The organism is Gordonia oleivorans (genome assembly GCF_040044975.1).
In the GTDB taxonomy this organism is placed as follows: Bacteria; Actinomycetota; Actinomycetes; order Mycobacteriales; family Mycobacteriaceae; genus Gordonia; species Gordonia oleivorans.
Genome location: NZ_JBDZDI010000010.1, coordinates 118,806 through 140,757, shown reverse-complemented (window position 1 = coordinate 140,757; position 21,952 = coordinate 118,806). Strand labels below are relative to the sequence as shown.

Annotated in this window: 17 protein-coding genes; 14 read left to right on the top strand and 3 right to left on the bottom strand. The window is 67.1% G+C overall.

Features of this window, described 5'->3' with window-relative positions; genetic code table 11:
- The first annotated feature begins 5 nt into the window (after positions 1 to 5).
- From ABLE92_RS15805 to ABLE92_RS15790, 4 genes are read left to right on the top strand one after another with little or no spacing between them, the layout of a single operon-like run.
- A complete protein-coding gene (locus ABLE92_RS15805; RefSeq protein ID WP_348805751.1) occupies positions 6 to 791 on the top strand; it encodes an SDR family NAD(P)-dependent oxidoreductase in 786 nt (261 codons plus the stop codon).
- On the top strand, positions 788 to 1,630 hold the full coding sequence (locus tag ABLE92_RS15800) for an ABC transporter permease (protein WP_348805750.1): 843 nt from the start codon (positions 788 to 790) through the stop codon (positions 1,628 to 1,630). Before ABLE92_RS15805 ends, ABLE92_RS15800 begins: the two co-directional genes overlap by 4 nt.
- Positions 1,627 to 2,727 carry a taurine ABC transporter substrate-binding protein gene (locus tag ABLE92_RS15795; protein ID WP_348805749.1) on the top strand — a complete coding sequence of 367 codons (1,101 nt, stop codon included), beginning with the start codon at positions 1,627 to 1,629 and terminating at the stop codon, positions 2,725 to 2,727. The genes ABLE92_RS15800 and ABLE92_RS15795 overlap by 4 nt, the downstream gene beginning before the upstream one ends.
- On the top strand, positions 2,724 to 3,548 hold the full coding sequence (locus tag ABLE92_RS15790) for an ABC transporter ATP-binding protein (protein ID WP_348805748.1): 825 nt from the start codon (positions 2,724 to 2,726) through the stop codon (positions 3,546 to 3,548). Before ABLE92_RS15795 ends, ABLE92_RS15790 begins: the two co-directional genes overlap by 4 nt.
- Before the next feature lie 21 nt (positions 3,549 to 3,569).
- Here ABLE92_RS15790 and ABLE92_RS15785 read toward each other — a convergent pair whose 3' ends face one another.
- Positions 3,570 to 5,501: a TerD family protein gene (locus ABLE92_RS15785; RefSeq protein WP_348805747.1), complete on the bottom strand. Its 1,932-nt coding sequence runs from the start codon at positions 5,499 to 5,501 to the stop codon at positions 3,570 to 3,572.
- An 89-nt stretch (positions 5,502 to 5,590) separates the two neighbouring features.
- On the opposite strand from ABLE92_RS15785, the gene ABLE92_RS15780 reads away from it, so the two are divergent.
- The 7 genes from ABLE92_RS15780 (at position 5,591) to ABLE92_RS15750 (ending at position 15,196) form a co-directional block, all read left to right on the top strand.
- The gene (locus ABLE92_RS15780) at positions 5,591 to 7,411 is read left to right on the top strand and encodes a CocE/NonD family hydrolase (RefSeq protein ID WP_348805745.1); all 1,821 of its coding nucleotides are present in this window, start codon (positions 5,591 to 5,593) and stop codon (positions 7,409 to 7,411) included.
- A gap of 174 nt (positions 7,412 to 7,585) precedes the next feature.
- The gene (locus tag ABLE92_RS15775; protein WP_348805775.1) at positions 7,586 to 8,923 is read left to right on the top strand and encodes an SWIM zinc finger family protein; all 1,338 of its coding nucleotides are present in this window, start codon (positions 7,586 to 7,588) and stop codon (positions 8,921 to 8,923) included.
- Positions 8,920 to 10,404, top strand: coding sequence for a DUF5691 domain-containing protein (locus ABLE92_RS15770; protein ID WP_348805744.1), 1,485 nt, complete (start codon positions 8,920 to 8,922; stop codon positions 10,402 to 10,404). The genes ABLE92_RS15775 and ABLE92_RS15770 overlap by 4 nt, the downstream gene beginning before the upstream one ends.
- Positions 10,401 to 11,492 carry an ATP-binding protein gene (locus ABLE92_RS15765; RefSeq protein ID WP_348805743.1) on the top strand — a complete coding sequence of 364 codons (1,092 nt, stop codon included), beginning with the start codon at positions 10,401 to 10,403 and terminating at the stop codon, positions 11,490 to 11,492. Before ABLE92_RS15770 ends, ABLE92_RS15765 begins: the two co-directional genes overlap by 4 nt.
- 2 nt (positions 11,493 to 11,494) lie before the next feature.
- Positions 11,495 to 13,813 (top strand): DUF5682 family protein, encoded by a 2,319-nt coding sequence (locus ABLE92_RS15760; protein WP_348805742.1) that lies wholly within the window; start codon positions 11,495 to 11,497, stop codon positions 13,811 to 13,813.
- Complete coding sequence (locus ABLE92_RS15755) at positions 13,810 to 14,997, top strand: vWA domain-containing protein (protein ID WP_348805741.1); 1,188 nt, start codon at positions 13,810 to 13,812, stop codon at positions 14,995 to 14,997. The genes ABLE92_RS15760 and ABLE92_RS15755 overlap by 4 nt, the downstream gene beginning before the upstream one ends.
- On the top strand, positions 14,960 to 15,196 hold the full coding sequence (locus ABLE92_RS15750) for a hypervirulence associated TUDOR domain-containing protein (protein ID WP_348805740.1): 237 nt from the start codon (positions 14,960 to 14,962) through the stop codon (positions 15,194 to 15,196). Before ABLE92_RS15755 ends, ABLE92_RS15750 begins: the two co-directional genes overlap by 38 nt.
- 131 nt (positions 15,197 to 15,327) lie before the next feature.
- Here the strand turns inward: ABLE92_RS15750 and ABLE92_RS15745 are convergent, their stop codons facing one another.
- Positions 15,328 to 15,471: a hypothetical protein gene (locus tag ABLE92_RS15745; protein WP_348805739.1), complete on the bottom strand. Its 144-nt coding sequence runs from the start codon at positions 15,469 to 15,471 to the stop codon at positions 15,328 to 15,330.
- A 99-nt stretch (positions 15,472 to 15,570) separates the two neighbouring features.
- Here ABLE92_RS15745 and ABLE92_RS15740 point away from each other — a divergent pair, with 99 nt between their 5' ends.
- From ABLE92_RS15740 to ABLE92_RS15730, 3 genes are all read left to right on the top strand, one after another.
- Positions 15,571 to 19,017, top strand: a complete 3,447-nt coding sequence (locus ABLE92_RS15740; RefSeq protein ID WP_348805738.1) for a DEAD/DEAH box helicase — start codon at positions 15,571 to 15,573, stop codon at positions 19,015 to 19,017.
- Between the two features lie 460 nt (positions 19,018 to 19,477).
- On the top strand, positions 19,478 to 19,843 hold the full coding sequence (locus ABLE92_RS15735) for a hypothetical protein (RefSeq protein WP_348805737.1): 366 nt from the start codon (positions 19,478 to 19,480) through the stop codon (positions 19,841 to 19,843).
- On the top strand, positions 19,840 to 21,000 hold the full coding sequence (locus tag ABLE92_RS15730) for a hypothetical protein (protein ID WP_348805736.1): 1,161 nt from the start codon (positions 19,840 to 19,842) through the stop codon (positions 20,998 to 21,000). The genes ABLE92_RS15735 and ABLE92_RS15730 overlap by 4 nt, the downstream gene beginning before the upstream one ends.
- Here the strand turns inward: ABLE92_RS15730 and ABLE92_RS15725 are convergent.
- Positions 20,981 to 21,952 (bottom strand): SMP-30/gluconolactonase/LRE family protein, encoded by a 972-nt coding sequence (locus ABLE92_RS15725; RefSeq protein WP_348805735.1) that lies wholly within the window; start codon positions 21,950 to 21,952, stop codon positions 20,981 to 20,983. The genes ABLE92_RS15730 and ABLE92_RS15725 overlap by 20 nt on opposite strands.

The window sequence follows — 21,952 nt, the reverse complement described above, 5'->3', positions numbered from 1 at the left end:
GCCTCATGGCACATCAGCCCGACTCCACCGACATCCGGCCACGGGCGGTCATCACCGGCGCCAGCAGCGGGATCGGTGCCGCGACCGCCGCTCAGCTCGCCGATGCGGGCTTTGACCTGCTCCTCGGCGCACGGCGCGTCGAGCGCCTCGACGACCTCGCCGGCAAGATCCGCGCCGACCACCCGAACTGCGAGGTGATCGTCCGCCACCTCGACGTCACCGATCCCGGCTCGGTCATCACCTTCTGTGCCGACCTCGACCGCGCCGACGTCCTCGTCAACAACGCCGGAGGCGCGATCGGGACCGACTCGATCGCCGAATCCGTGGACGCCGACTGGCAGGCCATGTTCGACATGAACGTGCTCGGCGTCTTACGCGTCACCCGGGGACTGCTGCCGCTGCTGCGGTCGTCGGCGTGCGCCACTGTCGTCACCATCGGCTCGATCGCCGCCGTCGAACCGTACCTCGGTGGCGGCGGGTACAACGCCGCCAAGCACGCGGTGCGCGCACTGACGCGGGTGCTGCGACTGGAACTGCTCGGCGAACCGGTACGGGTCTGCGAGATCGACCCGGGCATGGTGGAGACGGAATTCTCCATCAACAGATTCGGCGGCGACACCGACCGTGCCGCCGCCGTCTACGACGGACTCACCCCGTTGTCGGCCGACGACGTCGCCGACGCCGTCACCTGGGTGGCCACCCGCCCGGCGCACGTCAACGTCGATTCCATGCTGCTGCTGGCGCGTGATCAGACCAGCGCCCAACGGGTTCATCGAACGGCGGCGGTATGACAAGCGCCATCACCAGCCGTCTCACGCCCTCATCATCAACATTGCGGCACTGGGGAATCCGGATCGCCGCCCTGGTGGTGTTCGTCCTGCTGTGGTGGACAGTCACCGCCGCCGGCGTCATCAAACCGCTGTACCTGCCCGGACCGGGAGCGGTGTGGGATGCGTTCGTGCGCGCCAACACCTGGCATCAGGTGGCACCCGGTGTGCCGCGAGAGGTGCTCGGCGAACAGAACTACTTCCTGTGGGAACACCTCATCGCAAGCCTGCAGCGCATCTTCGCCGGAGTCGGACTGGCAATCATCGTCGGCATCGCGCTGGGAATCGCGATGGGTACCTCGAAAGTCATTGCCACCACAGTAGATCCATACCTCAACTTCCTCCGCGCGCTACCGCCGCTGGGGTACTTCAGCCTGCTCATCGTCTGGTTCGGCATCGGCGACACCTCCAAGATCTGGTTGCTGTTCCTGGCCGCCTTCCCTGCGGTCACGGTGGCCACGATGAGTGGTATCCACGGCGTCAAGGCCGACTACCTCAACGCGGCGCGCAGCCTCGGCGCCTCACGCGGACAGGTGATCCGCGGAGTCATCCTCCCCGCGACAGCCCCCGACATCATCGGTGGCATTCGTCTGGCCGTCGGATTCGCCTGGACGACAGTCGTTGCCGCGGAACTCAACAACGGCATCCCCGGCATCGGAGGACTCGCCTACATCGCCGGCACCCAGCTTCGCACGCCGCTGGTCATCGCCTGCATCATCGTCATCGGAATCACCGCCCTCGTCCTCGATTCGATCCTCAAGTGGATCGGCATCCTGGTGGCGCCGTGGAAGGGAAAGGTATGAACCCCACACCCGATCCGCACCGCGGACCGCGGCGGCTGCGACGGTCACTTGCCGTCGTCGGCCTGTGCGCCGCGGTGGCGATCTCGACCAGCGGCTGCATCGTCGAATCCGGTCGCGGAGAACAAAGTCGATCACTCATCACCGAGGTGTCCTGCCCGGTCACGCCGGACCAGTCGATCACCGGCACCATCCGCATCGGCTACCAACAGATCCCCAACGGCGACCTCGTTGTCAAGGACTCCGACATCCTCGGCAAGTGCATGCCGAACGCCGACATCGCCTGGACCCAGTTCTCCTCGGGCGCCGACGTGGTGCGGGCCTTCGGTGCCAACTCACTCGACCTGGGGCTCTTCGGTTCGGCACCGGCCGCCAAGGCCCTGTCGGCGCCGCTGAACCTGCCGGTGTCGGTGGTGTGGATTCAGGACGTCATCGGTGGCGCCGAGTCACTGGTGGTCCGCGATCCCTCGATCACCTCGGTCGATCAGCTGCGTGGCAAGAAGATCGGGGTCCCGTTCGGTTCCACTTCGCATCTGAGCCTGATGGCGGCCCTGACCAAGGCGGGTTTGACCTCCGACGTCACCGTCATCAACCTCGAACCCAGTGCGATTCTCGGGGCCTGGCAGGGCGGACAGATCGATGCCGCATGGATCTGGGAACCGACGCTGTCGGAGCTGACCCGCGACGGCCACGTCATCATGACCGCGAAGGACACCGCCGACGCCGGCAGCCCCACCTTCGATCTGTCCGGTGCGCGAACCGATTTCGTGAAGGAGAATCCGGCCGCGATGCGACTGTGGACGATGGCGCAGGACTGGGCAGTCCAGCAGATCACGCAGAACCCGGAGGAAGCCGTCGCGAGGATCTCCGGTCAGCTCGGCGTCACACCGGATCAGGTACGCACCCAACTCAAGGGCTACATCTACCTGACCGCCAAAGAGCAGGCTGAACCTCGCTGGTTCGGTGGGGGACTTGCCCGTTCGTTGTTCGACACCGCGTCGTTCCTCAAGGATCAGGGTGAGGTCGACGGTGTCAGCCCGCAGCAGGTTTACGACAATGCGGTGTACGCCGCCGCGATCAAGGAGGTGGCGGGCCAATGACCGAACCCGTGACGAACCCCGACAACGAGACGGGCGCAGACCTTTCCGACCGGCTCACCCTGACGTCGGTCGGCCAGACTTACGGCTCCGGCGACGACCAGGTGGTCGCGCTCTCCCCGATGGACCTCACCATCGATCCGGGCGAATTCGTCTGCCTGGTGGGACCGTCCGGCTGCGGCAAGACCACGCTGCTGCAGATCATCGCCGGATTCCTCGAACCCACCGAGGGCACTGTGATGATCGGCGGGCGCCATATCCGCGGTCCGGCACCCGAACGAGGCGTGGTGTTCCAGGCTCCGACGCTCTATCCATGGCTGTCGGTGCAGCACAACGTCGAATTCGGACTCAAAGCCAGGGGAATGCCGAAAGCCGAACGGGCCCAGAAGGCCACCGAGATGCTCGAAACCGTCGGGCTCGGCGGCTTCGGCAGTCGACGACCGTACGAACTGTCCGGTGGTATGCAGCAACGCGCGCAGATCGCCCGCGTCCTGGTGAACGATCCGCGGGTCATCCTGATGGACGAGCCCTACGGTGCGCTCGACCCGCTCACCCGTGAACGCCTGCAGGTGGAGTTGCTCAATCTGTGGCGACGAGAACGCAAGACGATCATCTTTGTCACGCATTCGGTGGAGGAGGCGGTGTTCCTGTCGACGCGGGTGCTGGTGATGTGTGCCCGCCCCGGGCGGGTGACCATCGACCGCCGAATCGAACTGCCCGGTGACTCTCCGGATGGTGTCCGCTCACCCGACGTGATCGCCACCCCGGAGCTCCAGAACATCAAAGTCGAACTGGCAGAGGCGATTTACAACGCGCACAGTTAGGCAGCCGTGCTGGCTCGTGTCTCACCCGTCGACGTTGACACCGTATGCACGAGCCAACGCCGCCAGCCCATCGTCCCATCCCTGTCCGAGCGCGCGCAGTTTCCACCGCGCTCCGGCGTCGGGCGGGCGATGCAGATAGATCTCCACGAGGATGAGAGCCCGAACCTGCGGTTCCGGACTCGGTGTGAATGACCAGCACTGATTCTCGGCGCCGATCCGGATGTGGCACAGCCCAAGTGAGTCGAACGTCGCCCCGGAGTCGGCGTCGATGCTCGCGGCGACCAACACCTTCGCGACCCTCGGCCCCACCTCGCCAGGCCGGACCACCGCCAATTCGACTGTGGCCGAACCAGTGTGCTGCTTACTGATCAAGGTGACACCGTCGCCGACGGGCTGGTTGTAGAAGATCATGGCACTGTCGTCGAGCACCTTGTCATCGCGGTCGAGGAGAAGGAAAACCAGATCGGCATCGGCGCCCGCGGTGGTGAAGGTGATGCGGAGCGGGATCGCGGCGGCGTCACCGATCACGACGGACTGGCCCGCGCTCAAGTCGTCCGCGACGGGGACAGGAGGTTGTGGCGCGGGAGGTCGTGGGGCAGGGGATTGCGGGGCCGCAGTGACGGGTGTGGGCGACGGCGTGGGTTCAGCGATCGGCGCCGACCGGATCGGGGTGGGGGCTGGGGGAGCGGCCGGGGGCGGTGCCGCACGCGTCTGCAACCAGTGGTCAAAGGGAGTGAGCCGGAAGGGATTCGGAGGGTCGGGCTCGGAGACCGGCGTGCTGCTCGCGAGATCTGCATCCAGATCTGCCAGTGCCGCATCTCCGTCGTCGTCGCAGTTGGCGAGAAGGGTTGCGACACCGGGGAGCTCGTCGAGCGGCAACGGCTTGACGACCGAGGAGATGTTGCCCGAGGCGGTCGTCCGAATACTGCACTGTACGTCGGTGCCGATGTCGAGGATCCGCCACGCGTCGTCAGCGCACCCCCACGGCCCGCGCTCGATGGCGGTCCTCGACCACGAACCGTAGGCCACCAAGCCGAGCCGATGAGTATCGGGCATCCGGGTGATAACCGCCGCGTTCACCTCGGTGATCGACGGTGCGGTGGCCAGCGCCTCGAGCACAGTGGCCGCGAGATTCGAGGCGAGGATGTGCATCCACCACAGCATCCGCTCCCGTTTGGGCATCGCCTTGAGGGTGGGCCGTCCGGCGGCTGTGGTCGACGGCATCTGATCGGGCAAGGTGTCGAGATCCTGCAGCCGCATGATCACCGACAACGACGCACCGTCGACGCCGACAGCGCATCCGGCTGCGGGGTTATCCGCAAACGCGGCATTGACCGCATCGCACACAGTCTGTTCATCGTTGGCGCACAATGCCGTCCACCACGCATCGGCTCCGTCGCACAGCTCGGCGTGGATCCCGGCCAGGCGCCGTGACTCGCTGTCGACGTAGGCCGCTACCGCGGCATCGGCCTGAACGCGGGCGCGTTCCTTCTCCTTGCGTGCAAATAGCCCGAGCCCTTGCTGGTAGATCGAGTAGGCCTGTGCGCGAACGGCTTCCGCCGGGATCGGCGGCGGCGGCGGAATGATCGGCGCGGAGGAGATCGCGAACCGCTCCAGATGTGCGCGTGTGGTGTCACGACGCAACTGCCGAAGCTGCTCGATGGCGGCGTTACGCTCGGCCTCCTGCTGTGCGCGTTGCGCGGCGCGCTGTGCCCGTGCGAGCTGGGTCGGCGACGGCCCGCCGCTCCGCGTCGTCGACGACCGTCCTCGACTCACGCCGCGGCTGCGGCTCAGCGCCGTCGACGCGTAGAACGGCCCCATCCCGCTCGACACGCGTGTACGACCCGTACCCACGTGGACGCGCGCTATCCGCGGCCCGACCGACGCGCGGACGCCCCGCGTCGACACCCGCACCCGCATACCGGGCACACCGACCCGAAAACCCAAACTCATTGTGCTCGCCCTCCACATCGCGCACAGTCATCAGTACCACGTCAGGGTCGCAGGCGGTCTGCGGTGAACAACCACGTGGTGGAGGTGTGATGAGACGACGCAGCCGTCGGACGGCCGCCCTGGGACTGGCGTTGGGTGTGGCTGCGGGGACCGTCGGTCCGGCACTTGCAGGTGGTGCGCTGACCCCGATCGCATTCGGCGATACACCGAACCATTCGGTGAGTACCAGGCACTTCGAGGCGACCGGTGAGGACGGTGCGCCCTGCGACGTCGTCGCCGACGTCTACGTCCCCGCCGGGGTGGACTCGGCGCACCGCGCGCCGGCGATCCTGACCACCAATGGTTTCGGCGGCTCCAAGAATGACCTGAAGCCGATGGCCGAGATGTTCACGCGCCGTGGCTATGTGGTGCTGGCGTACTCGGGACTCGGCTTCGGCGGATCGGGATGCCGCATCAGCTTTGACACACCCGATCCGGACGGCCGAGCCGCCGCGCACCTCGTCGACTATCTCGGCGGAAAGGCCAACGCCTACCTCGATGCCGCACACACCCAGCGTGCGCCCGCCCTGGATGTGGTGATGCGCGACGCGGTGGCGCATGACGGCCGCGCGCATCCGAATGACCCGCGGGTCGGCATGGTCGGCGGTTCCTACGGGGGACAAGTCCAATTCGCCGCCGCGGCGATGGATCCGCGGATCGACACCATCACCCCGATGGCCACGTGGAATGATCTGTCCTACTCGCTGGCGCCCAACAACACCGGCCAGACAGTGGGCGTCTCGACCCGGGGCACCGGAGCGCCGAAGACCAATTGGGATGCGTCCCTTGTCTTCGCGGGCGTGGCGTCGGGGTTCGCCCATGGCGACGTCGACCCGACGCGACTGACCGGCTGCCCCAACTACCCGACGCAGATCTGCACCGCGGTGACGCAGGCGGTGACGACGGGTGTCGTCACGCCGGACGTGGTGGCACGGCTGCGGGCCGGGTCGGTGGCAAGTTATCTCGATCGGATTCGCATCCCCACGCTGCTCCTCCAGGGCCAGAGTGACACCTTGTTCAATCTGAACGAGGCCGTCGCCACCTATCGTGGGCTGACCTCGCGGGGCGTCGACACCCACATGATCTGGATGAGCGGTGGTCATTCCGCTCTGCCGGAGACCGGAGATTACGTCGAGAACGCCCCCGATCCCGCCACCCAGTACGTCACGCGCAGGATCGTGGCGTGGATGGATCACCACCTCCGGGGAACAACGGCATCGCCGGGACCGCGATTCTCCTACTTCCGCAACTGGATCCGCGTCGACGGTGACACCGAGCCCGCCTACGCCTACGCCGACTCCGCCGATGTGGGATCGGCACTGACCTATCGGCTCTCGTCCACCGATCGGCTGGCGACCCAGGGGGTGCGTACGCGTCCGGGCACCGCGCGGTTCGTCACACCTCCGTGGGGTCTGCCGACCACCCACGACCATCCCGATTCGCTCGGCTTGATCAGCGTGCCGGAACGGGATGTGCCGGGAACCGCCGCAATGTGGGATTCCGCGGCACTGGCGCAACCGCTCGACGTGGTCGGTTCGCCACGCGTCGCGGTGCGGGTGAGTACCACGGTCCCGGCGAACATGCCCGCCGAGAGGCAACTCGTGCTGTTTCTCCGGATCGTCGACGTGGACGCGGTCGGCAACGCGACGACGGTCGGGAATCTGGTGGCGCCGGCACGTATTGCTGATCCCTCGCGGCCGGTCACCGTCACCATGCCCGCCATCGTGCACCGCTTCGAGACCGGGCATCGGCTACGCCTGGTGATATCGGGAGGATCGACCAACTATCGGGGCGGCCAGGACTCGCTACCGGTGGCGATTCCCGCGGGTGACGGGCAGACGGTGACGGTGCCCGTCATCGGCGGGGCGTGACATCAGGGGCGGGCGGGGTCATCGTCACACCCGATGGACCGGCAGTTGCTGCGCCCGATCAACACCCTGGTCGACGCGTGCCCACGCGATGGGGTCACCGTCACCACTGCTCCGCGGCCGTCTGCCGGGGTTTCCCGACGACGGATGTCGGGTGGATGTGGTTGTGTGAAACCCATGGGGGACCGCTGGACGACCGATCAGGTGCTGGGTTCGGCGCCCGACGCGTCATCGGCCACGGCAGGGCAGAAGCTCGCCACACCGACCCCATGGACCGATCTGGGCGCCACCGACCTGCTGGTCTGGGGCCTGTGCAAGGGCAGCGGGAAGACGCCGTATCAGACCATCGTCGAGCTCGCGTCACCCGCGTACAAATGTTCGTGCCCATCGCGGAAGTTCCCCTGCAAACACGCCCTCGGCCTGCTTCTGCTGTGGGCGCAGCACGAGGTACCCGATGCCGCCGAGCCGTCCGACTACGCCGCCGCGTGGCTTGCCGGACGCGTCGAACGCGCCGGGAAGAAGGCCGTGGAACCGGCGGCACCCAAGGATCCCGAACGCGCCGCGAAGACCGCGGCGCAACGCGTCGACCGAGTCCGTGGCGGCATCGACGAACTGCAACTCTGGCTCACCGACCAAGTCGGCCACGGCCTGGCCGGCTCGGAGGTCGACGCCTACAGCCGCTTCGACGCGGTCGCCGCGCGCCTCGTCGACGCCCAGGCGCCCGGACTCGCCGCTCGCGTCCGCCGGCTCCCCGGCCTGTTCTTCGGAGGCGATGACGACGCCGTCGACTGGCCCGGCCGACTCCTTGAGGACTATGGCCGGCTCTGGTCGCTGACCACCGCGCATCAGCGCATCGACCAGCTTCCCGACGACCTCGCCGCCACCGTCCGACGCCACGTCGGCTATCCGGTTGCCAAGGCCGACGTCCTGGCCGGTGCGGGCATCACCGACCTGTGGCTGTGTCTCGGTCGCCGCGACACCGACGAAGATCACCTCCAGAGCCGCCGCACCTGGGTATGGGGTGCCGGCACCCGACGCTTCGGCATGCTGCTCGACTACGCCCCCACCGGAGCCACCCTGCCACTACGACCCGTTCCCGGCGCCACGATCGCCACCACCATGCACTTCTACCCGGGGGCGCCGGGGCTGCGCTGTCTCTACGACGACTCCACACCGCCGTCGGAACAGTTGCCCGCGCAGCTCGATCCCCTGGATTCGCTGCAACCGACGACGATCGCCGACGCTCGGCGCGCCCGTGCCCGCGCAATCGCCGACGATCCGTGGACGCTGAGTTGGCCTGTGCTCATCGACGGCCGCTTCGGGCGGATGGCGTCCGAAGCGCCCGCACTCATCGACGCCACCGGCTCGGCCATCCCGGTCGCCGAGATCGGCGACGCGTGGCCGCTGCTGCTCGCCGTCGCAGGTGGCCGGCGGATCTCGGCGTTCGGGGAACTCGGGTCCGGTGGCCTCGAGGTGGCGTCGGTGATCTGCGACGGCGAGGTGATCGCACTGTGAGCAGCTGGGAGGAGATCGTCTCCGCAGCATTGGTCGGGGTTCGCAGTCGACCGGTGACTCCGGCGGGAGCCGATCCCGTCATCGCTGTACACCTACCGGACTCTGATGCAGCGCAGAGTGATCCGGCTCGTTTCGCTCTGCAGGTGGCCTCGCTCACCGCTGCGGCCCGTGCCGCGTGCGGGCCCGAGTCGGTGTCTGCGGAGCCGATTCCGGTGGCCCCGGAAGATCCGCGCGCGGCCATGCCGCAGGTGGTCTCCACCTACGCCGTTCGCGCCATGGAGATGACGCCGCGGATGGCCGAGTGGTGTCTGAACCTGCTGGCCGACTCGGGGTTACGACCCCCCGCGACCCTTCTGCCGTACCTGCTGTCGCGGACCGCACGGCACGCAACGTTGCGACCGGCGATCTCCACCATCGTCGGACCTCGCGGACGCTGGCTCGTCGGGCAGGCGCCGGAAATCAAAGCAGTGCTGGATGATTCGTCGCTCGTGAGCGCTCCGCCCGACCAGTCCGCGTGGACGCACGGTGAACCCGCAGAGCGTGTCGCCTACCTGACAGCGTTGCGCGAGCGTGATCCCGGTGCGGTGCGTGAACTGCTGGCCGTCGGCTGGAGTGGGGAATCGGGCACCGACAGGGAGTTGCTGCTACCGGCCATGTTTCGACAGGTCTCCCTCGACGACGAGGAGTTCCTCGAGGCTGCACTCGATGATCGACGCGGGAAGATCCGGGCTGTCGCAGCCGATATTCTCGACCGGGTGGACGGGTCGGCGCATCGGCGGCGGTTGGTGGGGGCGGCTGTCGGGTTGATGGAGTGGGTGGCGGGAGAGTCGGGCTTTGTGCTGCGGTCGAGTGGTCTCGACCTCGACACGCTCGGCCCGGCGGGTACACCGCTCGCTCGTGACGGCATCAACCTCACCGCACCCAAGGGCGTGGCGCTGGGTGATCATGTTCTGGCGCAACTGCTGTCGCGTATCCCGCCGGGGCATTGGGAGCAGCAGTTCGGTCAGCCGCCCGAGACGATCGTTGCCGCGACCGACTCCGACGAGGCCACGATTGTGCAGGGACTGTGTTCGGCCGCCGTCACATTCGAGGACCGACGCTGGGCGACCGCGCTCATGAGCCATCCCGGCGCGTCCGCCCGGGTCATCGCCTTCGCCGACCCGGATGCCGTGGTGCGCGCCTTCCCCTCGCTCGCGGCGGAGCGGCAACTGGTCGGACTGCATGCGCTGCCCGCACCCTGGTCGGACCAGATGGCGCGCCACGCCCTGCGGCTGCTGGACTCGATGCTCGCCAATACTCGCCTCGTCCGCGGGAACGTCCTCACCCTGTTCGATCTGATGTCCACGGGACTGCCCGCGACCGATGACTTCCAGTCGATGATCACCATTGTGCGGGAACGTCATCCGCACGCCATCATCCCCTGCGCAACGCTGTCCGAAGCCCTCCGTATCCGATCTGTCCTGACCAGGGAGCTGCCATGACCACCGCCGACAACCTCCTCCGTCCGCACGCCGAACAGCTCTACGCCGACGAACTTGCGGCACTGGCGCGCGACGACACCGCTGCCCGACCGGCCAACTGGTTGCTGAGCCCGTCGGCGGTGGTGACCTACCTACTCGGCGGTACCCTCGACGACGGCACCGAGATCACGCCGAAGTACATCGGGCCGCGTCGCCTGATGGAGGTCGCCGTCGCGACGCTGGCCACCGACCGCGCGCTGCTGCTCCTCGGTGTGCCGGGTACCGCGAAAACCTGGGTGTCCGAACATCTCTCCGCCGCCATCAGCGGCACCTCCACACTCCTGGTGCAGGGTACCGCCGGCACCCCGGAAGAGGCGATCCGCTACGGCTGGAACTACGCCCGACTCATCGCCGAAGGGCCGTCGACCGACGCGCTGGTGCCCTCGCCGATCATGACCGCCATGCAGGAAGGCAAGATCGCCCGACTGGAAGAACTGACCCGCATCCCGTCGGACGTGCAGGACGCGCTGATCACCATTCTGTCCGAGAAGACCCTGCCCATCCCCGAGCTCGGCCGGGAAGTGCAGGCCACCAAGGGTTTCAGTGTCATCGCCACCGCCAACGACCGCGACCGCGGCGTCAACGACCTCTCCTCCGCGTTGCGTCGACGCTTCAACACCGTCGTGCTGCCCCTGCCGGCCACCGCCGACGAAGAGGTCTCCATTGTCACCCAACGTGTTGCGGCACTGGGCAAGTCACTGGATCTGCCGGAGTTGCCGTCGGCCGCCGAGGAGATCCGGCGCGTCGTCACCGTGTTCCGTGAACTGCGTTCCGGGGTCACCGAAGACGGCCGCGCCAAGGTCAAACAACCCAGCGGTACGCTCTCCACCGCCGAGGCGATCTCGGTGATCACCCACGGCATCGCGATGTCGGCGCACTTCGGTGACGGTGTCCTCCGCCCCGCCGACACCGCCGCCGGCATCCAGGGTGCCGTCATCAAAGATCCCTCCGCCGACGCCGTCGTCTGGACCGAGTATCTGGAAAGCGTTGTCCGCGAGCGTGATGACTGGGCCGACTTCTACCGCGCGGCCCGCGGAGCGCTGCGCTGACGATGTCGGTGACCACCGCCGAAACCGCCAAGGGCGCCACCGACACGGTGGCGCCGGGCACCTACGTGCTCGGCATCCGCCACCACGGACCGGGATCGGCCCGGGCCGTCGTCAGTGAACTGCACCGCATCAGACCCGACGCCGTCCTGATCGAGGGGCCGGCCGATGCGTCGGATCTCATCGCGGCGGTGACGGACCAGGGAATGGCGCCACCGGTCGCGCTGCTCGGCTACGCCGCCGACGATCCGTCGCGTGCCGCATTCTGGCCGTACGCCGAGTTCTCCCCCGAATGGCAGGCCATGCGCTGGGCGGTGACCCACGCGGTGCCGGTCGAATTCTGCGACCTCCCCACCTCCATGGTGCTCGCGCACCGCACCGAGGCTGGGGCCGCGCGCGAGACAGACCCGCCCCGCGAGATGGATGTGCCCCGCGAGATGGATGCGCCCAGCGAGATGGATGTGTACCGCGCCGACCCCATCGGTGCCCTCGCCACCGCCGCCGGGTACGGCGACCCCGAACGCTGGTGGGACGACGTCATCGAAACCCGGGGTGAGGGAGCAGGTTTCGACGCCATCACCGAGGCGATGGCGGCGCTGCGGGAAGACGACTTCCTGCAGGTCACCGACAATTCCGACCCCGAAGCCCGGCACGAGGCCCGCCGCGAAGCCCATATGCGCCAAGCGATCCGCAAGGCCCTCAAACGCGACGGAGTGCAGCGGGTCGCCGTCATCTGCGGTGCCTGGCACGCACCGGCACTTGCCGGGAAACTCCCACCCGCGGCCGCCGACACCCGAACCCTCAAGGGCGCACCGAAACTCCGCAGCCGCCTCGCCTGGGTTCCCTGGACCCACTCCCGCCTGGCCACCGCCTCCGGCTACGGTGCGGGTGTCATCTCACCCGGCTGGTATCACCACCTGTTCACCACCGACGACGACGTCATCGTCCGCTGGCTCATCCACCAGGCCAACCTGCTGCGCGACAAGGACATCGATGTGTCCTCGGCGCACATCATCGAAACCGCGCGACTCGCCGAGACACTCGCCGTGCTGCGGCGCCGACCCCTCGCCGGTCTCGCCGAGATCGGCGAGGCCACCCTGTCGGTGATGTGTCACGGCGACACCGCCCTCGCCGACCTGATGCACCGCGAGGCCGTCATCGGTGAACGCCTCGGTGCCGTCCCCGCCGACGCCCCCGTCGTCCCGCTGCAGGCCGACGTCACCGCCACCGCGAAATCCGCACGCCTCAAAATGGATCCGGTCGCCAAAGAACTCGTCCTGGACCTCCGCAAACCCGCCGACAAGGCGAAATCGCTTCTGCTACACCGACTGCAGATCCTCGGCGTCGACTGGGGCACACCCAACGAGGTCACCGGCACCGGCACATTCAAGGAGGGCTGGATCCTTGCGTGGCGCCCCGAGTACGTCATCGACATCGTGATGGCATCGGTGTGGGGCACCACGGTGTATGGGGCCGCCGCGGCGAAGGTCGCCGACACAGCGAGCGGCGGAACATCACTCGGACAGGTCACCGGGGCCCTCGAATCCGCGTTGCTCGCCGAGCTCGTCGAGGTCATCCCCACCGTCCTCACCGCACTGCGCGACCGCGCCGCCGTGAATCACGATGTCGCCCAACTGATGGAGGCCCTACCGGCGCTCGGGCGGGCCCAACGCTACGGCGACGTCCGTGGCACCGACACCGCGGCCCTCGGCCTGGTCGCGTCCTCGCTGCTGACGCGTGTGTGCGTCGGCATCCCCGCCGCGGTCTCCAGCCTCAACGACGACGCCGCCAACGAGTTCAAGGAACGCCTTGACGCCGTGCACGAGGTGGTCGCCCTCCTCGACATCGACGACACTCAGCGGTGGACCGGGGCGCTCCACGCGATCGCCGACCGCGCCGATGTCAACGGCCTCCTCGTCGGTCGCGTCACCCGACTGCTCCTTGACGGCGGACACATCGAAACCGCCGACGCCGCAACCCGATTGCAGTTCGCACTGTCGACGGGATCGACGCCGACCGCCAAAGCGCAATGGATTGACGGCTTCCTCGGCGATGGCGGTCTGCTCCTCGTCCACGACCGCGACCTCCTCGTCATCCTCGACGGCTGGCTCACCGGCCTCGGGGACAACGACTTCACCGACGTCCTCCCGTTGCTGCGCCGGACCTTCGGTGTGTTCGACCCGTCGGTGCGACGCAACATCGGCAACCGCGCCGCCGCCCTCGACCGGCAGCGATCCGTTCCCGTCACCACCGCCACCACCTTCGACGCCGAACTCGCCGCACCCGCGGTGGCCGTCGTCGCCGGAATCCTGGGATTGCCATGACCGACAACAACGGTGAATCAGAAAGCGCTGCGGCCGATCGCGATCGCCGCTGGCGACTCGTCCTCGGCGACCCGGCCGCCGACGCGTTCCCCGCCCTCGGCGGCGCCGACCTCGCCATGGACAACGCACTCGGCGCGCTCTACGACGCCAACGGCGGCGGTTCCCGCAAAGGGGGACTGGGCAAGTCGGCGCCCTCGGTCGCGCGGTGGCTCGGCGACATCCGGGAGTACTTCCCGTCCACCGTGGTTCAGGTGATGCAGCGCGACGCCGTGGAACGCCTCAACCTGTACGCGTTGCTGACCGAACCCGAACTCATCGACAGCATCGAACCCGACATCGACATGGTGACCACACTGATCGGACTCGGCCGCGCGATCCCGGCGAGTTCCAAGGCGTCGGCGCGCGCCTTGGTCCGCAAGGTCGTCGCCGAGGTGGAACGCCGTATCGCCGACCGAACCCGCAGTGCCGTCGGTGCCGCCCTCGACCGCGCCGCCCGGGTGAACCGACCGAAGCTGCGGGACATCGACTGGAACGCGACCATCGGCCGCAATCTGCACAACTACCTGCCCGAACAGAAAACCGTTGTGCCCGAACGGCTCGTCGGCCACGGCCGACGCGCTCAGGTCGTCAGCAAGGACATCATCCTCGCCATCGACCAATCCGGTTCGATGGCCAGATCCATCGTGTATGCCTCGATCTTCGGTGCGGTCATCGCCACCATGCGCTCGGTGCGGACCTCCCTCGTCGTCTTCGACACCGAGGTCGTCGACCTCACCGACGAACTCGACGATCCCGTCGATGTCCTCTTCGGCACCACCCTCGGCGGCGGCACCGACATCAACCGGGCCATCGCCTACTGCCAAGGCCTCGTCACCCGCCCCGAGCACAGCATCTTCGTGCTGATCTCCGACCTGTACGAGGGCGGCGTGCGCGACGAGATGCTCAAACGTGTCGCGCAGATGCGGGCCGACGGGATCACCGTGGTGGTGCTGCTCGCGCTGTCCGACGAAGGCGCACCGTCGTTCGACCGGGACATCGCGACCGCGTTGGGTGCGATGGGGGTTCCCGCCTTTGCGTGCACCCCCGATGCATTCCCCGACCTCCTGGCAGTCGCAATCAACCGCGGTGACATCGTCGGCTGGGCGGATGCCAACGAACTCTCCCAGCGGGGGATGGAGGAGTAGCCGCCGGCGCGGTGCCCGACTCGGCGAGACCGCAGGTGGTCGCAGACAACACGGCACCGCACGCGAGAAACGCTCCTCGCCCTTCACCTTCGACGGCCAGAAGTTCGACGCGAGCGACGGCGAGCCCTTCTGGATCGTCGAATCCGACAAGACCGGGGCGAAGGCGGCGTACAAAGAGTCGTCGTTGACGAAGAAGTAGCGGTGTCGAGCAAGTCGTTGCCCATTTCTAGACATCGGGCCCGGTAGCCGGAAGCCATGACCTGGGGTTTTGTCGCTCGGCTACTTGGGGAATGTCTAGAAATGGGCAAACCCTGCCGCCGACCGAGGGTTTCAGCGCGACTGGACCGTCCCCGCGAAGATTCCCAGCCTCGCGCGCAGGCCGGCCACCACGTGGCCGTCGGGCGAGGTGAGGATGCTGAAGGTGATGGGCGGATCGGCCTGGATCGGGCGGGTGATCTCGAACAGTTCGGGCATGGGTGGGCTCCACGGGATGACACGGGATGACACGGGCTCAGGCTGTGCTGCCCTTGGTGCGTGTGCCGTGATCGGTCGTCACCCGGTACCCTGCGGCACGTGGTCCCACCTGCTCTGATCGCCTCCGACGCCGACCTCCGCCGCGAGTTCGGTGCGACGACGCTGCAGCGTGCCATGCAGTATCGCCGCAGCGGGATGATCAGGACCTACGGGTGGTCGTCGGACGGTCAGGTCCTGTCCGGGACGTGCCAGGGGAGCGGACCGCAGCAGTATCGGGTGTCGGTACTGTTCCGCGGAACGCCGTCGATGGCCACCCTCGCCGCGACGCGGTGCAGCTGTCCGGTCGGTGTGCGCTGCAAACACGCGGCCACCCTGATGCTGGTCGCGATCTCGGACTCGCAGCGAGCGGGTGCGACAACCGCGACGGCCGCCCCGGCGCCGGTCGCCCCCAACTGGCGGACCGCACTGGGCGGTGTGGTCGGTACCTCGAGCGACGAGTCCGAACGCCGGCCGTTGGCCCTGATCGTCGGGCGTGGTGAGTCGTCGCGGTTCATGCCCGAACCGGGACTGCACCTGCGGCCTATGGTGATGGGGAAACGTGGTCAGTGGATCAAGACGGGGGCGACATGGCAGGACGTCCTCTTCACGCACAACACCGAACTCGACGTCGCCCACTGTGACGCCCTGCGCACGATCTATCAGGTGTTGCACCGCAATAGCTACGTGAGCAACCCCGACACGCTGTCGCTGACCAACGCACCGCGATCGATCTGGCCGGCGTTGCGCAACGCCGTCGACGCCGGGGTCACGCCGATCGCCCAGACGACGCGCAGCTTTCCCGTCAAGAACGTGCGGTTGGGTTCGGCGACAATCGACTACGACGTGACCAAGGACGATGACGGTGTTCGGGTGGGTGCGGTCCTCCACGTCGACGGCGCCGCGGTGGAGCCCGGAGCGGTGTCCCTGCTCGGCACCGCCGGGCCCCAACCGCACGGACTCTCCTACATCGCCGATGACACGCTGACGCTCGCCGGCTTCGCCGATCCGGTACCGACGCAAGGGGAGATCGAGTTCGCCACCCGGATCCGGACAGTCACCGTCCCCGAATCGGATCTGCCAGAGTTCGCGTTGGAGTTCCTGCCCCGCATCGAACGCCGACGCGCCGTGGCCGTCGACGACGGCCTGCTCACGCCGCCGACGATCACCGGGCCGGTCGCCGTGCTCACCCTCAGTGATGCCGGTGATCATCATCGGTACACCTGGAGTGTGGGCTACCTGGTCAACGACAAGCGACACGTCTTCGACGTCAACGAACCGATCGGCGCCACCCCCTACCGCGACGCGACAGCCGAAGCGGCACTGTGGAAATCGATCCGCTCCGAGCTGCTCCTGCTGGCCACGACGACCGCCCACTGGGTGATGTCGGCGCGGGTCTCGTGGCGTGCGGAAACCGTGAGTCACCCGGGTCCGCGCGCGCAGGAGGCGGTCACTCTTCTCGACCAGGTCCTGGCCGACGAGATCGGCATCGGGGACCTCCCGGAGCACATCCTGCGGACGGCGGCGGATATGCGCCCGGTGGACGCGGCATTCATCACAACCGAGATCCTCCCGGAACTCGAGCAGGAGCCGAACATCCTGATCGACAACAGGATCGCCACCGACTACCACTACCTGGACGCGACGCCGGAGATCCGATTCGGTGCCGGTGAGGACGGCACCGGCAACGACTGGTTCGCCCTCAATGTGGCGGTGACCGTCGGGGACCGGGAGATCCCATTGCGACAGCTCATCTCCGAACTCGCGATGGGGTCGTCGTTCATCGTCCTCGACGACGGCGCCTACGTCGGCGTCGACACCCCGGAGTTGCGACGCCTGTCCGAATTACTCTCCGAGGCACGGCAACTCGGCGAGATCGAGAACGACCGGGTGAACACGTCGTCGATGAACGCGACATTGTGGGAGGAACTGCTCGAACTCGGTGTCGTCGATGCGCAACTCAAGGCGTGGCAGGCCCGGATGGCCAAACTGGCCGCGGCCAAACCCCCTCGGCGAGTGGCGACTCCACGTACCGTGAAGGCGACGTTGCGTGACTATCAGAGGGACGGCCTCGACTGGCTGAGCTTCCTCGCCGACAACGATCTCGGCGGAATCCTGGCCGACGACATGGGTCTGGGCAAGACGCTGCAAACGCTGGCGTTGATGGCGCGGGCGGCCAAGAAGAACCCCGACGTGCGTTACCTGGTGATCGCGCCGACGAGCGTTGTCCCGAACTGGGTGGCCGAGACCCGACGCTTCGTCCCTTCGCTGCGGGTCACGTCGATCGTCGCGACCGAGGCCAAGTCGGGGATACCGACTGCCGAGGCGGTCGGCGACGCGAACGTCGTGGTCACCTCCTACACGTTGCTGCGGTTGATGTTCGACGACATCAGCGAATTCTCTTGGGATGGAGCGCTGTTCGACGAGGCGCAGTTCATCAAGAACCACACCGGTAAGACCCACCAGTGCGCCCGCCGGTTGGACGCGCCGTTCAAACTGGCGATCACCGGTACCCCGATGGAGAACAATCTGATGGAGCTGTGGGCGCTGCTGTCGGTGACCGCTCCGGGATTGTTCCCGTCCCCCAAGGCTTTCGAGACCTACTTCCGCAAACCCATCGAGTCCGGTGAGGAGTCGGGCCGGATGGACACGCTCCGCCGCCGGATGAAACCGGTCATGCTGCGCCGCCGCAAGGACCAGGTGGTTCTGGACCTGCCGGCGAAGCAGGAGCAGGCGATGATGCTGGAACTCGCTCCCCGGCACCGCAAGATCTATGACACCCGGCTGGCCCGGGAACGCCAGAAAGTGTTGGGACTGCTCGGTGATTGGGAGAAGAGCCGCTTCCAGGTGTTCCGGTCGCTGAGTCTGCTGCGCCAGCTCAGTCTGCACGCCGGACTGGTCGACGAGACGAACGGTGGAGTCGAATCGGCGAAGGTCGAGTTCCTGATGGAGAGTCTGCCGGAGCTGATCGCCGAAGGGCACAGTGCGTTGGTGTTCAGTCAGTTCACCGGATTCCTCGCCATCGTCCGTGCGCACCTCGCCGACGCCGGGATCGCCTACAGCTACCTCGACGGCAGCAAGACGGCACGTGAACGTGCTTCTGCCATTGCCGAATTCACCTCGGGTGGAACGCAGGTGTTTCTGATCAGCTTGAAGGCCGGTGGATTCGGTCTGAATCTGACCGAGGCAGACTATTGCTTCGTGTGTGATCCGTGGTGGAACCCGGCGGCCGAGGCGCAGGCCATCGACCGTGCACATCGGATCGGTCAGCAGCGTCCGGTCACCGTGTATCGGTTGGTGTCCTCGGACACCATCGAGGAACGTGTTGTGGCACTGCAGGATCGAAAGCGCGCACTGTTTGACGCGGCCATCGACGAGGGGGAACTGTTCGGTACCGCCATCACCGCGTCCGACATCCGGGAGATGTTGGGCGGAGCCGTTGTGGCGACATCCGTTATGGCGCATCGGATATCGCCGCTAGTGTATATCAGGGACTTTCGTCCCTACTGAAAGTGGCGCACCTTCAGTAGAATTGATGATGACAGAGAGGGAATCCCGGTGGTGCGTAGGAGTTTCGAAGACCCCGCCACGGGCGAGTCCATCCCGATCTGTCGAATCCGTTGATTGCCACGGTAAGTCGCGCGGCGAGGGTTTGTCTTCCCTTCCGTGCGGTCGGGGTACGAGGTACACGAACGTTCTCAACGGATTCCTGCATCACTCGACGCAGATGATGTCGTTGGATTCCTACGGCTGTCAGTCCTTTTGATGGACAGCTGAGCTCGTCGTCGGGGGAGTCCAGCGCCGCATCCTGCGCTCCCGTGTTGGGCGGCACGTGTTCCCGGGTGTGCATTCGTCTCCGACTCGGCTGCAGTCGTATGACTGCAGCCGAGTCGGTTGTGTTCGGCCCACGTCGTCGAGGCCGATCCGTGCGCCACCGGTTCTGTCGGTGCTTCCTCGTACAGTGGCCACCATGACCGATCACCTTCCCTTTGTGCGTTCCGACCTCGTGGGTTCCTGGCGCATCACCGAGATGAGCGAGTGGGACCAGGACACCATCGACCTGATGGGGCCGGCGTTCATCATCTTCGACGACCATGGCCTGGGTTTGCTGGGATTCATCGCGGTCGAAGGCGGAATCGACTGGGAGCCGCCCGGTGACCGTGACCCGTCGCGGGTCGACTTCACGTGGGTCGGATTCGACGACAACGACGAAGCGAGCGGCGCCGGGTGGGTCACGTTCGTCGAACCCACGGTGATCGCCGGCCGCATCACCTTCCACCAGGGCATGCGCAGCACGTTCCGGGCGGTTCGCGACGAATCTGTGGGTCCGCGATGAGTGAGTACCAGTACTACGAGTTCGTCGCGATCGATCGGCCGCTCGGCGACGAGGAGCAAGCGCAGATGCGTGGGCTGTCGTCACGTGCGGACATCACCGCCACCAGCTTCGTCAACGAGTACGACTACGGCGACTTTCGGGGCAGCCCAGGGCAATTGATGGGACTGTGGTACGACGCGCACCTGCACGTCACCAGTTGGGGTACCCACCGGCTGATGGTTCGGATCCCGATCGCGCTGGCGGATTTCGATGCGTACGAAAGCTACATCGTCGACGGTGAGGTCGATATCTGGTCGACCGACGAGCACGTCATCATCGATCTGACGAGCAACGACGAGGGCGACGACTACGATCTCGACGCACCCGCGATGCTGTCGTCGATGGTCGGAATCCGCGGGGAACTCGCCGCCGGTGATCTCCGGGCGCTGTATCTGGGCTGGCTTGCGGCGCAGAGTCGCCCGTTTCGGTGGGTGCGAGAGAACGGCGTCCTGATCGACGACGAGGACGAATCGACGCCGACGCCACCTGTTCCGCCCGGACTGCGGGCCCTCACGTCGCCGCAACGTGCACTGGCCCGTTACCTGCGTGTCGATGACGATCTGCTCCGAGCCGCCGCTGAGTCTTCCGCCGACATCGAGGACACCACCGACGAGTACGAGAGCTTTGTTCGAGGTCTTGCCGCGACGGAGAAGGACGCGCTGCTGGTCCGGGTGCTGCGTGACGGGCAGCGTCAGGTGCATCTCGAGTTGATGGGGCGGTATCGCGAATCGTTGCCGCGGGTCGACGCGCCCGCCGGGCCCCTCGTCGCCGAGCTCCTGCGGCGTGCCGACCAGCTCGCCACCACGCGGGAACGGTCGGCGGCGCGCAAACGTGCGCGGGAGAAGGCCCGGATCGAGCGCGAGCGGCTCGCCGCCCATGAGCGGCGGCTGGCCGAGTTGTCCGAGGACCGCGTGCGGAGCTGGTCGCGAGTCGAGGCGCACATGCAGGCCACCAAGGCCGCCGACTACGACTGCGCGGTCGCCCTGCTGACCGACCTGCAGGAGGTGTACCACCGCGGTGGTGACGACGACGAGTTCGTCGAGCGGGTCGCGGTCTTGCGAAATACGCACTCCCGCAAGGTGAGTCTGATGAAGCGACTTACGGACGCCGGGTTGTGATCGCCAAAGCGGACAGATCGAGTCGCAGGAGCGCGGTGCGGCGCAGCCCGGCCACATACAGGAATCCGCGGTATTCGACGGCGCCGGTCGCCATTTCGTAGTCGTCGCGGTGAGTGTGGATGTCGTCGATGACTTCACCGTCGGCGGTGATCGAACGAAGCCACACGATGTCGTCGGGACCGGGCATCAGCCGGTCGGGTAGGCGCCATGCGATCCGGCGGATCCAGCCGGGCAGTCGCCCGGAGCGGTCCAGGGATGCGCTGCGCGGGTTGGTGAGGGCGACCCAGGCGTGCCAGTCGCGGAATTGTGACAGGTTGTCGGGATAGCCGGGGAGGTTCTCGGCGAGGATGGTGCGACGCGCGTCGCTCAGGTTGACGCGGCTGAGTCGGTATCCGGCGGTTTCGACGAGGATCAGCGCGTCGCGGGACGGGGTGAGCGCGAGGCCGTTGGGGAAGTCGAGGTCGGTCAGGATGACCGACGTGGTGCCGTCGACGTCGTGGCGGAGCAGCCGCCCGGACGGGCGGTGCTCGAGGAACGCCCCGAGGTAGTGGTCGAAACCGAACCGTGTGGACGATTCGGTGAACCAGATCGCGCCGTCGGGGGCGAGCGCGGCATTGGAGCAGAAGTTCAGTGGCACACCGTCGATCTCGGACACGAGCGTCGTCACCGCGCCCGTAGCGACGTCGACCGACAGTAGGCCCCGGTAGGCGTCGCAGACGATGAGACCGTCGGGAGCCGGCTCGAGTCCGAGGGGGCGGCCGCCCGTGTCGGCGACGATGCGCGTCGTGTGGCCATCCGGATCGATCTGGACGATGCTGCCACCGTCCACACCGCAGTACAGCATTCCGTCGTGGCCGACGACGACGTCCTCGGGAAACCGGCCCGGCAGGGGAATGAAGTGCGCCGCCGGGAAAGGGCGCGAGGGTTCCGGTAGCGGAGGTGCGGCCGGCAC